General features: G+C 32.8%; 14 protein-coding genes. 9 read left to right on the top strand and 5 right to left on the bottom strand.

Annotated features, from left to right (window positions below; genetic code table 11):
• Positions 1-368 precede the first annotated feature (368 nt).
• From BK137_RS14585 to BK137_RS22330, 5 genes are all read left to right on the top strand, one after another.
• On the top strand, positions 369-899 hold the full coding sequence (locus tag BK137_RS14585; RefSeq protein ID WP_038185598.1) for a GNAT family N-acetyltransferase: 531 nt from the start codon (positions 369-371) through the stop codon (positions 897-899).
• Between the two features lie 240 nt (positions 900-1,139).
• On the top strand, positions 1,140-1,856 hold the full coding sequence (locus BK137_RS14590; protein ID WP_235175739.1) for a DoxX-like family protein: 717 nt from the start codon (positions 1,140-1,142) through the stop codon (positions 1,854-1,856).
• 1 nt (position 1,857) lies between these two features.
• On the top strand, positions 1,858-2,469 hold the full coding sequence (locus BK137_RS14595) for a DUF4166 domain-containing protein (protein ID WP_038185596.1): 612 nt from the start codon (positions 1,858-1,860) through the stop codon (positions 2,467-2,469).
• Positions 2,444-3,994, top strand: a complete 1,551-nt coding sequence (locus BK137_RS14600) for a YndJ family protein (protein ID WP_038185594.1) — start codon at positions 2,444-2,446, stop codon at positions 3,992-3,994. The genes BK137_RS14595 and BK137_RS14600 overlap by 26 nt, the downstream gene beginning before the upstream one ends.
• 373 nt (positions 3,995-4,367) lie before the next feature.
• The gene (locus BK137_RS22330) at positions 4,368-4,505 is read left to right on the top strand and encodes a hypothetical protein (RefSeq protein WP_164491932.1); all 138 of its coding nucleotides are present in this window, start codon (positions 4,368-4,370) and stop codon (positions 4,503-4,505) included.
• Between the two features lie 253 nt (positions 4,506-4,758).
• Here the strand turns inward: BK137_RS22330 and BK137_RS14605 are convergent, their stop codons facing one another.
• Together BK137_RS14605 and BK137_RS14610 are read right to left on the bottom strand one after the other, a co-directional pair.
• Entirely contained in the window at positions 4,759-5,991 is a 1,233-nt protein-coding gene (locus tag BK137_RS14605; protein ID WP_162148714.1) for an MFS transporter, read from the bottom strand.
• Between the two features lie 274 nt (positions 5,992-6,265).
• On the bottom strand, positions 6,266-6,886 hold the full coding sequence (locus BK137_RS14610) for a YdcF family protein (RefSeq protein WP_038185590.1): 621 nt from the start codon (positions 6,884-6,886) through the stop codon (positions 6,266-6,268).
• Positions 6,887-7,420: 534 nt separating this feature from the next.
• Between BK137_RS14610 and BK137_RS14615 the strand changes: the two genes are divergently transcribed.
• Both BK137_RS14615 and BK137_RS14620 read left to right on the top strand, forming a co-directional pair.
• Complete coding sequence (locus BK137_RS14615) at positions 7,421-7,906, top strand: GNAT family N-acetyltransferase (protein ID WP_038185587.1); 486 nt, start codon at positions 7,421-7,423, stop codon at positions 7,904-7,906.
• Between the two features lie 183 nt (positions 7,907-8,089).
• The gene (locus BK137_RS14620) at positions 8,090-8,728 is read left to right on the top strand and encodes a LysE family transporter (RefSeq protein ID WP_038185586.1); all 639 of its coding nucleotides are present in this window, start codon (positions 8,090-8,092) and stop codon (positions 8,726-8,728) included.
• Between the two features lie 101 nt (positions 8,729-8,829).
• Here BK137_RS14620 and BK137_RS14625 read toward each other — a convergent pair whose 3' ends face one another.
• The 3 genes from BK137_RS14625 to BK137_RS14635 all read right to left on the bottom strand — a co-directional run bounded on the left by BK137_RS14625 (position 8,830) and on the right by BK137_RS14635 (position 11,304).
• Positions 8,830-9,264, bottom strand: coding sequence for a hypothetical protein (locus BK137_RS14625; protein WP_038185583.1), 435 nt, complete (start codon positions 9,262-9,264; stop codon positions 8,830-8,832).
• A 652-nt stretch (positions 9,265-9,916) separates the two neighbouring features.
• On the bottom strand, positions 9,917-10,117 hold the full coding sequence (locus tag BK137_RS14630; RefSeq protein ID WP_038185580.1) for a hypothetical protein: 201 nt from the start codon (positions 10,115-10,117) through the stop codon (positions 9,917-9,919).
• A 5-nt stretch (positions 10,118-10,122) separates the two neighbouring features.
• Positions 10,123-11,304 (bottom strand): DUF418 domain-containing protein, encoded by a 1,182-nt coding sequence (locus tag BK137_RS14635; RefSeq protein WP_038185578.1) that lies wholly within the window; start codon positions 11,302-11,304, stop codon positions 10,123-10,125.
• Between the two features lie 107 nt (positions 11,305-11,411).
• Between BK137_RS14635 and BK137_RS14640 the strand changes: the two genes are divergently transcribed.
• Both BK137_RS14640 and BK137_RS14645 read left to right on the top strand, forming a co-directional pair.
• Positions 11,412-12,110: a response regulator transcription factor gene (locus BK137_RS14640; RefSeq protein ID WP_038185576.1), complete on the top strand. Its 699-nt coding sequence runs from the start codon at positions 11,412-11,414 to the stop codon at positions 12,108-12,110.
• Between the two features lie 3 nt (positions 12,111-12,113).
• On the top strand, positions 12,114-13,775 hold the full coding sequence (locus tag BK137_RS14645; protein WP_038185565.1) for an ATP-binding response regulator: 1,662 nt from the start codon (positions 12,114-12,116) through the stop codon (positions 13,773-13,775).
• Positions 13,776-13,835: the final 60 nt, after the last annotated feature.

Below are 13,835 nucleotides of genomic sequence, written 5' to 3' on the forward strand. Positions count from 1 at the left end.
TTCCTTTTGTAAATAATATTGTAAAAAAGTGGGTTTTAATACCATGGAATCGCCTAATGAATTTGAGTGAAGTTTAAAGTATTCAGCTAACTATTTTAGTATGGTGCCAATTTGATTTTGCCCAGCCAATTGTATTACAGTAAGCCGATATTGTTATTTACCATTTACTCTGAACTAACTTCAATTGAGAAGTCAGTGGTTTGATTGAATGTCTTGATTTCCATGAACAATAGAATTTACAATTTTCTATTTGTGTTAACTAACTAATTTTTGTATAATAAAACCAGATTTTACACTGAAGGGACTGAACTATGCGCAGATATCAATAACTTTAACCCAATTACAAAAACATAATGGAGGGAAAAGTATTGATTACAGAACTACACACAAAAAGATTATTATTAAGAAAAATGAGGGTATCGGATTCTCCTAGTTTATTTAGGATTTGGTCTGACCCAGACGTTGCTAAATTCATGAATATCAGCAGTTTTACTGATGAAAACCAAGCAAAAGATATGATAGAACTATTAGATGAATTGGCTCAAGAAGACAAAGCTGTGCGTTACGCGATCATTGAGTTGGAATCTAACGAAATTATCGGTTCATGTGGTTTTAACTCCATAGATTTTGAAAATGCCAAAGTGGAAATCGGTTATGACCTCGCTAAATCATTTTGGGGTAAGGGATATGCCACTGAAGCAATCAGTGCTTTGTTAGATTATGCATTTAGGTCTTTAGAGTTAAATAGAATCGAAGCAAAAGTAGAACCTGAAAATATAAATTCCATAAAGGTTTTGCAAAAGTTAAACTTTGTATTCGAAGGAACACTAAGACAATCAGAAAAATCTAATGGAAAATTTATCGACCTCAATTTATATTCTAAATTGAAAACAGATTGAGTTGATTTTAATAGCCTATACTTTTTAAAAGTATAGGCTATTTTTTATACCTATTTAATACAGGCCTTTTTTGTTAACATTAACCTAATCACCAAAAATTGAGGTAAGTTATGGATTTTTATTTACCTATAATTATTACAATGGTATTTTTTTGTCTTCAAGCAAGGGGAATTCAAAAAGGCATTTTGTGGGCTAGTTTTTCTGTTATATGAAACGAAAATCGGGTTCGGCTTTAAGGTAGTGGGTTGGGGTAAAAGTAATGGTATACATAACAAGAATGATGGCACTAGAACCTCCTCGCTTCATTTTGGGACTGACCAGAAAATCTCACCAATTAGTGAAGGTAGAGGCTATTGGCAATATGTACAGACAGAAAAGGGACTGACATTTTTAACGCAATATGACTATAAAGTACGTTATGGAATGCTAGGACGGCTACTAGATCTATTTTTCCGTCCGGTTATGGGCTGGGCAACAGCTCTTAGTTTTGATGTTCTGAAGCGTTGGGTTGAAAAGGGAGAAGTCCCTAGAACACAATATTTACGTTTTTTTGGAAGCTCTGTTATAACTCTTTTGTTTATTTTCGTTTGGCTGTATCAAGGGTTTATACCGAAACTGGTTGCTAAGCATCCTGAGGAGGTGGCTATGTTATCGAGTTTAACGGCAATAGATGGAACAGCTGCTATAAAAGCGGTAAGCATAATCGGAATACTTGATATTTTATTTGCACTTGTCTGGCTACTATATCGTAACAAAATGCGATTATTTGCATTTCAAATTATAGTGTTCCCTATGTTAACAATTAGTGCTTTACTTGCAGATCCTGCAATCGCAACACATCCATTCAATCCGGTTACATTTAATATGAGCCTATGGGTTCTATCTATTATAGGTTTCTATATGTCAAAAGATTTGCCAACTGCGTCAAGCTGTATTCGTAAAAGAGGGAGGGGGTAGGATGACAATTTATCAAAACCTTTTGGGGGAAGAATTCCACAAACTCCATCCTAAACTACAAGCACGTTATGCACTACCAATAGATGTACCATTTTTCGCGATCGGTAAGATGTCAAAAATAGAAACGGGCGCTAGATGGTTAACTCCATTCTTAAAGTTTGCTAGTAACTGGAAATTTTTGTTCCCTGAAAACGGTCAAGACGTGCCATTTACGATTAAAAATACATGTAAATTATCCCCGAATGGTGAAGTAGAAGTATATTGGGAACGTACCTTCTATTTTGAAGAGAGGACAAGATGTTTTAATGCATTTATGTCTATTGATACTAGGCGCAAAGTTGTAAAGGATTATTTAGGAGATCCAAGTCTTTTATATTCAGATTTAAAATTTAATGTGACAAATGAAGGTCGATTACTTATTCGGTCAGGTTTTCAGCGCGTAGTTATAGGGAAGTTAGAAGTGCCAATTCCACGAGTATTAGAAGGTCGTGTCATAGTGGAAGAAGGTTATGATGAAGTACGTGAATTATTTTCGATTCATGTATTTATTCATAACCCAATTATAGGAAAGGTGATGGCTTACGCAGGTGAATTCAAGGAACACACTTTTTAGTTCAATAACGATGATAGGTTTCATTCTTTTTATCGCAAGCAGTCTGTTCACAAAGCAACAGCCTTTTTTTCTAATGTTAACAGCAGCACAGTTAATATTTGTGCCCGTAATACTTCAACTAATCATAAAAATAAAAAGGTTACATCGCTTTATTATTTTCACAGGAATGGTTTCTATATTTATTTTACATATTATTTCATCTAGCACCTGGTCAATCATACTTGCATTAATTTACGTCGCATTTACTTTATTTGTGGCATTACTAGGAGCGAAGCGATTCTTGCGACGAGGCTTTGTAAACTGGGCAGAAATTTCAATAGATATTGGCATGATGTATTTATTTGTCGGGGGACTTTGGTTCTTTTCCTATATAGCAGGAGTAAATACAGGGTTTAGTCCACTGATAACTTGGTTGACGGGCATTCATTTTCATTATTCCGCGTTTTTATTGTGTATTTCTCTTGGCCTTTTTGGCAGATTGCATGATTCAAAGTTGTATAGATGGATTGCCCCGATGATTTTGTCAGGACCTATGCTTGTTGCAATAGGTATTACATTTTGGCCAATACTCGAAGTGATCTCGGTTTTAATGTATATATTCGCTATTTATAGTCTTGTTTTACTGGCATTTCAAACCCATTTTGCAACGCGTATACAAGCTGTATGTATCCGTCTTTCTTTTAGTGCTCTAGCTGTGACGATTATATTTTCATTCCTTTATGCGTTAGGAAATGCATTTGGTGAATGGATAATTCGTATTGACTTTATGCTTGCTTTTCACGGCTTTTTTAACTGTATTATCTTCGGGCTACTCGGTGTAGTTGGATGGGCGATGTCTTCACCAAAAACAAAACAGCTTTCATGGGAATTTCCAATAAGCCAAGTTCGTGGGAAATTGATAGTAACCGGTGACTCACATCCAGGCCTTGTGGATGACTTGAGTGCTTTTGTTGATACAAAAGCATTAACAAAAACAATTATAGAGTTTTATGAGCAAACGGATCGATATCAACTAATTGCTTCTATTAAATGGGCGACTTGGTTTAAACCGTTTGCTATGTGTTATAAGTTAATTAGCAAACAAATGCAACAATTAAACTTACCGATTTCAAGTAAAGAAACTGAAATGACGGGGGAAATAAAAAAAATTGATACGGGAGTGGATGGTAGAGTTAAACCACGTGCTTGGATTCGTAAAGTGGGGGAGCAAACCGCCTTTGTGGCCATCTATTCGCAGCATAATACAGCAGGTAGAACATATATGAATATTGCATTGCCTTTACCGCATTCCTCCATGATCGGTATTTTACAACTTGAGGAAATAGACGGGCGACTAATATTAAAGAGTGAAGGTAGTGGGGATGAAGGAATTTATTTAGGAGCAGGAAAATTTCTATTCAAGCTGCCATTATCCGAACATTTTACAATTACAGAAACGCATACAGGCCATCTAACAGCACTTCATAAGATGAAGATTTTTGGTATTCCATTTTTAGAAATTGATTATAGAATTGTTGAAAGGTAAAGGGTGTAGGTTAAGTGGAATTTTATAAATCTAATAAAACACTAGGGGAAATTGTTTTCACCACCAACATCTAAATAATTTTCATAATAAGATTGCTAATTATGGCCGTTTTTACTATTGATTGATTAACCATCTTGCTAATGAAACGTTATGTAATATTGAAAAACTGCTTGAAAGAAATTAGTGAAAAAATGTACTTGGGCCTATACCTTTAGAAGAAAGCATATCCCAGCATACAATAATATAAGTAATTCAAAAAATTATAGATAAAAATTAATGAAATGGTATTATAAGTAATAAATAGATAATAAGTCCGTGGATTATTATAACAGTTATACATGAATACACATTATGATTGGTTGGGGGAATATTGATGAAGTTTGCGAATAAAAAACAAATTCAACGGCTTTATCGAGAACAAATCCGTAATAAAAAAGACCAGGATTATAATTTTCTTGAAACAATCATTTTAATCGTAATTGTAGCATTCTTCATCTATTTTAACTTATAATTCGATAGTTCTCGGACGTCCGTTGAAAATTCTTCATCGTAATAATAAATTTTTACACTTGAATAAGGTTGATTCTTATAAGCGGGTTTTTGAATGGATAGGTACGAAACTAAATAATATTTATTAACTTTTCGTGGAGTAAAAGAATAGAAAATAGAATGCTTAAAAAAGAAACGTCCACTCAGTTCATATTTGAACAAGAATGGACGTTTTTTTAATTCTTATTAAGTAATGCTATATATTTACTATTAGATTATTCAATATCGACGCTTTGATTCGTATCAACTACTAAGTGTTTTTTCTTAATCAAAAGAATCAAAAATGACAACAATAAAACAATTGAAGAAACCATATATACAGCAACGATATTATAACGTTCTCCTATGACACCCATGATCAGAGTGGAGACAGCAAAAGTAGCCATAGTTATAGAACTTTGTGCAGCATATACTTTTGCTAGAAGTTTTTCTTTGACCCTACCTTGAATGAGTGTATTAATGGCGATCATACTTAATTCGTAAAATAAACCATAGATACAACTCACTAAAAGAGCGAGTAATGGGGAACTATTGATCCCAAACAAAAGAGTCATTAAAAAGCCAACAAAGCTACATATCAATATGACAATATGGATGTTTCGGTCAATTAAAACAGACTTCTTATACCCGATCAAACCACCAAAAAATAAACCTAAAAAGAAAGCTGCATTAATATAGCCCCACCATTCAGTACCTTCATGCAGTCGTAACTCTATAAAGGGGTAAATGATTGAAGATACCCAGACAGGACCTGCAATTGAACCTAAAAACAGAGTGATTTGAAGAATACGCAACTTATTATCTACCAATATTAATTTCCATCCCTCTAAAAAGGAATGCAGATTACTTTCTTTATTAGTTGATGTTGTAGCATCTTTCTTATCTTCGACTTTAATAAATGATAATAAGAATGTGGACAATACATACAAGATAAACGTTAAAATTAACAATCCACTCGAATGCAAAAGCACTGCCAAAATGCCACCAACTGCCCATCCGGCCATATTAATGAACTGATAAACAGATGACATGAGACTATTTGCTTTTAACAAGTAAGTCTCTTCAATAAGCTCTGGAATAATCGCACTACTAGTGGGATAGGCGAAGCCATCCAAAAAATTAGTACAAAAAATAAGTAGATAAATGATCACAAACGTATCAATTGATAGGAATAGTGATACATACAGTGATAACAAAAGTAATAGACAGGTCTTCAATAATTGAGAATTTAATAAAATTGATCTTAATTTATGTCGGTCAATTAAAAGCGGTGCAACCAATCCACCCAAGAATCCACCAGATAAATTAATGACAGGAACTAAAGAAACATAAAACAAAGAATCTGTCACACTAAAAACAGTTGTAATGAGAGCCACAATGTAAAATGTATCTCCTGCATTGGCTAAAGACTCTCCTGCCAGCAATGCACGAAATGATTTATTTTTCAACACAAACAACCCCTCTTATTTAATTGTTCAAGAGAAGATTGTTGTCTACATTGGCGTCACTCCTTAACTTGTTTTAGAATTTCATGGATGAATTTGATAATCGAATCCAAATTAGCAGAGGGGTGTTTGCTATTAATGGGAATATTTATAATAAATGATAACATAAATAAATGGTGATAAGCTGCACTTTTTTTTGATATTTCTCCGAAAAATCAATCAAAAATGACTGCCTTACATAACAGTCATTACATAAACTTACTATCCAAAATCATAATCAACATTCGGATAGATCAATTAATTCATCCATAATACTCCCTTGAGTAACGTATTTAATAATTTTATTTGCTTCCATTTCTACTCTTTTTCTACCATAAGGATTTTCAAACCAGTTAGTAGCCTTAGTAGTATTGTCATCTACAGCACATATTGAATAGTGGATCCAATTAGGCATAAAGGTTTTGAGATTTAAAAGCGTTCTTCGCATGTGATATCTAGTAGTAACAACTATAATTCTCTTAATGTTATGTAGTTCAAATGCACGATCTAGTATGAGTAAGGAAGCAAGGACGTTTTCTTTCGTATGAAGTGATAGGTCTTCCGTTAAAATATCCTCTTCGGGGATTCCCAATTCAATCGCCCTTTGTTTTAATAATTGTGCCTCAGTAAAGTTTGTGCCTTCCCAAATTACTCCACCAGAAAATAATATTTTCTTTGCTCTACCTTCGTTATATAGTTGTATGGCCTTTGGTAAGCGGTATATTACAGCTTTACTACTACCCGGAACAAAAATCACATCTCCTACCTCATTATCATCTTCTAGATTTTTGAACAGAAGATCTGTGAGTTGAGAGTCTGATAGTTTATCAGGTTGCAACTGAGAAATATTTGTTTTCATAAATCACCTCGACCGTTTAGTAACCAATCCACAGCATTTATAAATCTTTAGCTATTTAGTCTGGTCCTGTACTTACTCAATTTACTTTAAGACAATGCACTTATATGAATAACTATATACAACATACTTAATATGTTGCTATAAATATAGTATAGCTAATCTGCATATAATTTCACCAACAGTAACAATTTTTGCAACTTAATATAATGTATTTGAAAAAGGAGTAGGGGAAAGTGACGAAGACTTTACAGCTATGTTACTCACTTTAAGCCTATCGCTCTTACTTATCTTCATCATCGGAATAGGTAATCTGCTCGATATAAAAATTATCATCGTTAAATAAAAGGATCATAATTAGGAGCTTTTCAAGGTCTTTTTTTATTTCGTTCTAAGTTCTTTAATTGATGAACATTAATCTTTACACAATAGTTAAGAAATCAGGCAATTTATAAAAAAACTAATAATTAATTTTAATTTTCAAGTAAGTATGGGACAATACGTATAACATTATTTCCAAAATAAGGGGTGTAATAAATGTCTAAGCAAATTACTTTAAGAGAAGCGACAAACAAAGACCTTATAGCATTACATAAAATCCAAGTAGCCGCTTTTATGCCTCTATTAATAAAATACAATGACCTTAAAACCAACCCGGCGAATGAACCAATTGAAAAGTTAGCAAATAGAATAGCTGAAACGTATTCAGATTACTATGTAATTTACTTTGGACAAAATATAGCTGGAGGGATTAGGATTGTTCCAAAAGAAAATAACCGAACAAGAATAAGTCCGGTATATATTCATCCGATTTTTCAAGGCAAAGGAATCGCTCAAGAAGTTTTTAAACAAGTAGAACAAAAATACAATAAAACACTTCAATGGGAACTTGATACGATAAAACAAGAGAAGCGGAATTGCTATTTTTATGAAAAATTAGGTTATTGTAAAACTGGAGTAGAAGTAGAAATCAATAGCGAGATGACGTTAGTTCGTTATTCGAAAAGGATGATGAAAGACTAGGGTTGTAAAAAAGAAGCTATTTAATATTTTTTGTAGAATTCTGGACAACCACTATTTTTGCAACTTCACTTGGAGTGTAGCATATTTAACTTATCCCTCTTTTAATATTCATTATATTGCATAATAATTCAATTTATATTAATATATATAAATATATAAATGCAATATGAAGGGGGTTATTAGTTGGTTACACTATTTTTAACAAATATTTTACTAGGGCTTTCCATTGCACTCCCTGTTGGAACAATTACAATAGAGATGACGAAGCAGGGGCTTAAAAACGGTTTTATGCATGGTTGGGTTGTTGGACTAGGTGGAATGACAGTAGATTTAGTACTTATTTTATTATTGTATTTTGGTTTAGCTTCAGTACTAGCTGTTCCTATAATTCAAACCTTCTTGTGGTTGCTCGGTGCATTATTCTTACTTTATGTCGGCTATGATAGTATAAAAAACGCAGGTCATGGTATTTCACTATCAGGTGAAAAATCGACAAAATCACTAAAATCATCATATTTTAATGGCTTACTTGTAGCGGTTTCACCAGGGAACTTAGTATTTTGGGTTAGTATTTTTGGACCGATTTTGATTAATTCTTTTGATGCATCAAATACGATTAACTTTCTAGTAATAGGATCTGGCATATTAATTGGGATTTTGATACATGATATTGGCTTAATGACAATAATTGCTGGTACTAGGAAGGTATTAAACACTAGATATATTCAATGGGCTTCTGTTCTTGCAGGGGTAATACTAATTGGCTTTAGTGTCTATTTCTTTATTGAATTTTATAGGAGTGTAGGAACACTAAGAGGTTAATTCAAGGCCAGTAGTTATACATAGACCGAACCTTATTACTAATATGTCTAAAAGGTAGTTGAAAGAGACTTGACTGAAGTCAAGTCTCTTTAATTATTTTTTTAAATTTCTAATAATTGTTCTATATGATCCAACTTACCGATATAAACATTAATAACTAATGGTAATAGGATTATTAGGATTATGGAAGTTATATAAAATACGATTTTTTCTTTTCTATGAAGTAGATTTACTAAATTAATTAACAATGAAGATACACTAAAAATGATTACTAACCACATAGTAAGTAATTGTTTGACATCATTTTTTATTAAGAAGATTATTAGTTCGTTTTCTTCTGAAATCTCAAAAGTATGTTTATCTTTTTCGGAAAAATTCTTTTTTATTACAGTTACTTCTTCTGAATTCTCCTTTATTGAATAACCCCCAGGATAAATATTAAAAGAGTAAGCTAGAATTCCAGCTATTAAACAGAATAAGACCATGAAAATAGAAAAAAAACTGAGTTTTTTCCTAGTTAGATTTACCTTGAACAAAAAACCCCTCCCTTTTCTAAAAGGATATATCCATTATAATACAAAATTTGGAATTAAGGGGGTTCTGTTTTTCGCAAACCTAAAGAGTTATATCTGCGCATAAGAGATGTTAAAGTGTTGCCAAAGAAAGAGAAGTCGTCATCGATTTTGACAAAAAAGAAGTATTTTCTTAATCTAAACAGTATCCACTTCATATTGAAAATATAAAGAAGAAGAGCTTTAAAGTAAGCTTAAATCTGATAGATCTTCATCATATACTTTCTTTTCATCTGGAGTGGATGCTAACTAAAAGAAAATATCTATTGCTTTAGTTCAGATAATCATTTCATTGATGGGGGACGCAATTTTTTTGATTCCATCTTTAGGATTCCGGAAGATACATTACAAAATCCAATTACCTTAAAACTACAGGCCTATCCAAATTATTAATTATTTAGAAGGTAGTGCTAAGATTAAACGCATTAAATAACTGGTTTTATTTAAAAGATGACATCATGAACTTACTCACAAAGGAAGGGACATCTCTAATTTAGAGATGCCCCTATTATTGTAAAACAAAGTATCAGCATGCGTTAAAATAATGTTTTGGTTTTATGAAATATCAAATAGGCTATATAACGATGGACTTTAAACATCTTTTACCTCCGACTTATTATTCTGATTCTCGTTCTGGACTTGCTAATTTAATCACTGTGTCTGCTAGTGATAATATGGCTATAATACGTAACAGTAAAAAGAGGTATTCTTTTTTTTCTGTTGTTGATTGAAATAGAATAGGTAATTGCTGTGTAATATTATAGATTAAAAAGAGTGCAAAAATTGTACAAATACATGCCAGTATAGCTCTTTTCATTTAACTTACATCCTTTTATTTTGTTTTATACGACCATTCCAAGAGAAATTTGTCACGATGCGTAGCAATAACTCTAATGGACCACGCTTGAATTTTTTCAAATACATTGTACTGATAAAGCATTGAACGGCAAAGATAACGACACCAAGTAAAATACTATTGAATGTACCGAAGTTACCGAATAGACCAAGTCCATAGCCGTAGAAAATAGTCGTACAAATAACAGATTGCATTATATAGTTTGTAAGGGATAGCTTTCCAACGCTCTCAAATGCTCGGAAGGGTATAGCTTGTGCATGGTTAGAAAATAGATAAGCAAAAGCAGCCATATATCCTAATGCCAGAAATGGCCCACCGCTCATTATACCAATGTTCGCCCAATCACTTTTCTCCGCTAAATGCCCTACGATTTTTAAAAATAGGCCGAGTGGAATGAAAATAATCATGTATTTAAAGTATGAATTTTGTTCTTCCTTAGGTTTTGTAAATATGTTTAATTTTGCAGCAGCCATACCAAACAAAAATAATGGAGCTATAATAAATGGAAGTATAAGTATGATGAAAAATGAATAAAATGGATCTTCATCAAACATAGCAGTCATAGGATCTATCCCGTTATTACGGTGATCTTTAATTTCTAAATAAGTCCCGTTTTTATATATGGATGTAGTCTTTTCAACATAGCTTGCAGTTATAGTTTTTTCTTTTTCAGTTTCTTCATATTTTCCGAAGCCTGTTGCAGTGATTAATAACAGCAATACAATGCCCCAAATAATAAGTGTTTTGGGTTTACGATTGATAAAGAAAAACAAAAAGAATCCAATACCACCGTAAAAAGCGAGGATATCACCTTCCCAAATATAAGTACTATGTAGTAAACCTAAAATTAAAAGCATTAAAAAACGTCTTATTAAAAACCAACGAGACTTTCTTCCCTTTTCTCTTATGGATTCGACTAATTTAATAAGTGAATAGCCAAATAAAAAAGTAAAGATGGGCATAAATGTACCTTCTACAAACACTTGGATAAATTTATAAGAGCCGAAATTGAAATCGGATAAATTATAAAATGAAATATGGTCCTTTCCAAACATGCCATATTGAAAAATAAGCAAATTGGCCAGTAAAATACCAAATAAACTAAATCCTCTTAAACTATCTACTAATCGAACACGCTGTCGTTCCAAAAAAAAATTCCTCCTTAAATACTCTCTATTTGTTAGTATAAATAGAGATTCTTATGCTGAACTGAAATAAATCTTAAAATTACCTTAAATTGGAGAGTGCATTGAAAATGAATGCTAAAATATTGGTCGTAGATGATGAACAAGCAATTGCAGACATGGTAGATATTATATTACGTAAAGAAGGTTTTTCACATGTGGATATTTGTGGAAGTGTGAATGAGGCCACTAAACAAATTGAAAAAGTTAAATACGACTTTTTCATTTTAGATATTATGTTGCCAGATGGGACTGGGCTTGAACTTGCAGAGAGAATACGTCCTACTAATAATGCCCCGATTTTCTTTTTAACGGCAAAAGTTTCAGATGCAGATATACTACGGGGGTTTATGTCTGGTGCAGATGATTATATTACAAAACCATTTAATCCGTTAGAATTAGCAGCTCGTGTGAAAGTACATAGCAAGCGGTACAATGCATTAAGAAATGTAACAATTCCTGAAGAAACATTTGACTATGGACGTTTTCAACTAAATATTTCAGCTGCAGAGTTAATAATAGACGGGGAGAAAACAATTTTATCTGGCAAGCTATTTCATTTATTACAATTATTTTGCGAGCATCCTGGACAAGTTCTGTCAAAGGAACAAATTTACGAACAAGTCTGGGGCGATGATTATTATGTTGATGATAATACCATTATGGTCCATATTCGAAAACTGCGTGAAAAAATAGAAGTTGACCCAGGTCGCCCTGCACTTATAACAACAGTAAGAGGAGTTGGCTATAAATTAGTTAAGGGGGAGTAAGAAGTGCGTTTATCTAGCAAGATGACTTTAAGATTTATTAGCTACTTTGCGGTATTTTATATTGTTTTACTCTTATCAGTTATGTCTCTTATTTTTTATGCAGTGTATGAAAATGAAAAAGCATCTAGTTATGTAAACTTAATGACAATGGATAAAATGGACGTTGAGATGGATATAGAAGAGAAGAATGGTTCTTACAAACTAACTCAGAAGTTGATTAATTCAGCTGAAAAAAGTGGTGGAGTTATCCATTTACTTGATGAGAATGGACAATTACTTGCAAGCTCAGAAAAACAAGCCGTATCCTACACAATGAAGGAATTGGTGGAAATAGAGAAGCATGAGCAAGGACATATTTGGCGAATTAAAAATGATCAATACCTTGTCTTTATACAGAATAATACAGCCAAAAATTTACTTGAGGTTATCTCAGACAAGGGTATTCAACATATATCTAGTACAACAAATCAACATCTCAGTAAATCGGATGCGATAGTAGAACAATATAGTGCAAATGGCCAACGACAGAAAATACTATTTGGTAAAGAAACAAAAGAACTTGAACCAATTAAAATTTTGATGGGGAGTGGGAATTTAACAGAGACGAAAGAGCTTGTAGCTTCAGAAATATTAAAAGATGGCTCATTACTAGTCGTCCGTATGAAAAATCCTCATTATAATCCAAGTGAACCTATTTTTATGAATGGTTTGAAAAAGGCATTAATAGTGATTGCAGTTTTCCATGTGTATCTATTAATCCTCATCGTTATTTTTTCAGCTTTTATAGGCAATCGTTTTGGAAGACCTGTTTTACATTTTTTAAAGAGAATTGAAAAATTAGCAGGACAAGATTTTGGCTTTGTAAACGATCATAAGTTAAGACGAAAAGGAAACGGACGCTTAAAGAGAAAATATCGTATTTTTGATGAAGTGGATCAATCACTAACTCAACTGTCTACTAAATTAGCGGATAATGAATGCAAAATACAGCAGAGTGAAAAGTTACGAGAAGAATGGATTACAGGTCTTTCTCATGATTTGAAAACACCACTTAGCTCTATTTATGGCTATTCTAAAATGTTATCTTCTAAGGACTATGAATGGTCACAAAATGATGTGTTGAAATTTGCGGAAACGATGCAGGAAAAAGCTGAGTATATGGATGCTTTAATTGAAGATTTAACATATACGTATCAACTAAAAAACAATGCGATTGTTATTTCTAGGGGAAAAGTGTACTTGAATGCATTTTTAAATGAGTATGTAAAAAACACCACCTCTGAAAATGTCAAGATTGAACAGATGAATAGTGAAATACATATATTAGCTGATTCAATTTTGCTAAAGCGCATACTCGATAATATTGTAGGAAACGCGGAAAAACATACATCTGAAGGAACGTCAATTTATTTGCAAATGACTGAGTTAAATAATAAGGTGCAATTGCAAATTCGAGATGAAGGACAAGGCATTCCTAAAGAAGAACTAGATAATCTGTTCAATCGTTATTATCGAGGAACAAATACGACTTCAGAGGCTTCGGGTACAGGACTTGGACTTGCGATTACAAAGCAACTTGTAGAAGCAATGGATGGGGAGATTACCGTACAGTCCAATTCAACTGGTACAGTAGTGATCGTTGTTTTTCCAAAGTTAAGGGGGTAGGGGGAGTATAGTGATTAATGTAATATTCCAAGAAACCTTCATCCTCTACATTTGGTTTTG

This window comes from Viridibacillus arenosi (assembly GCF_001955655.1).
GTDB lineage: Bacteria > Bacillota > Bacilli > Bacillales_A > Planococcaceae > Viridibacillus > Viridibacillus arenosi.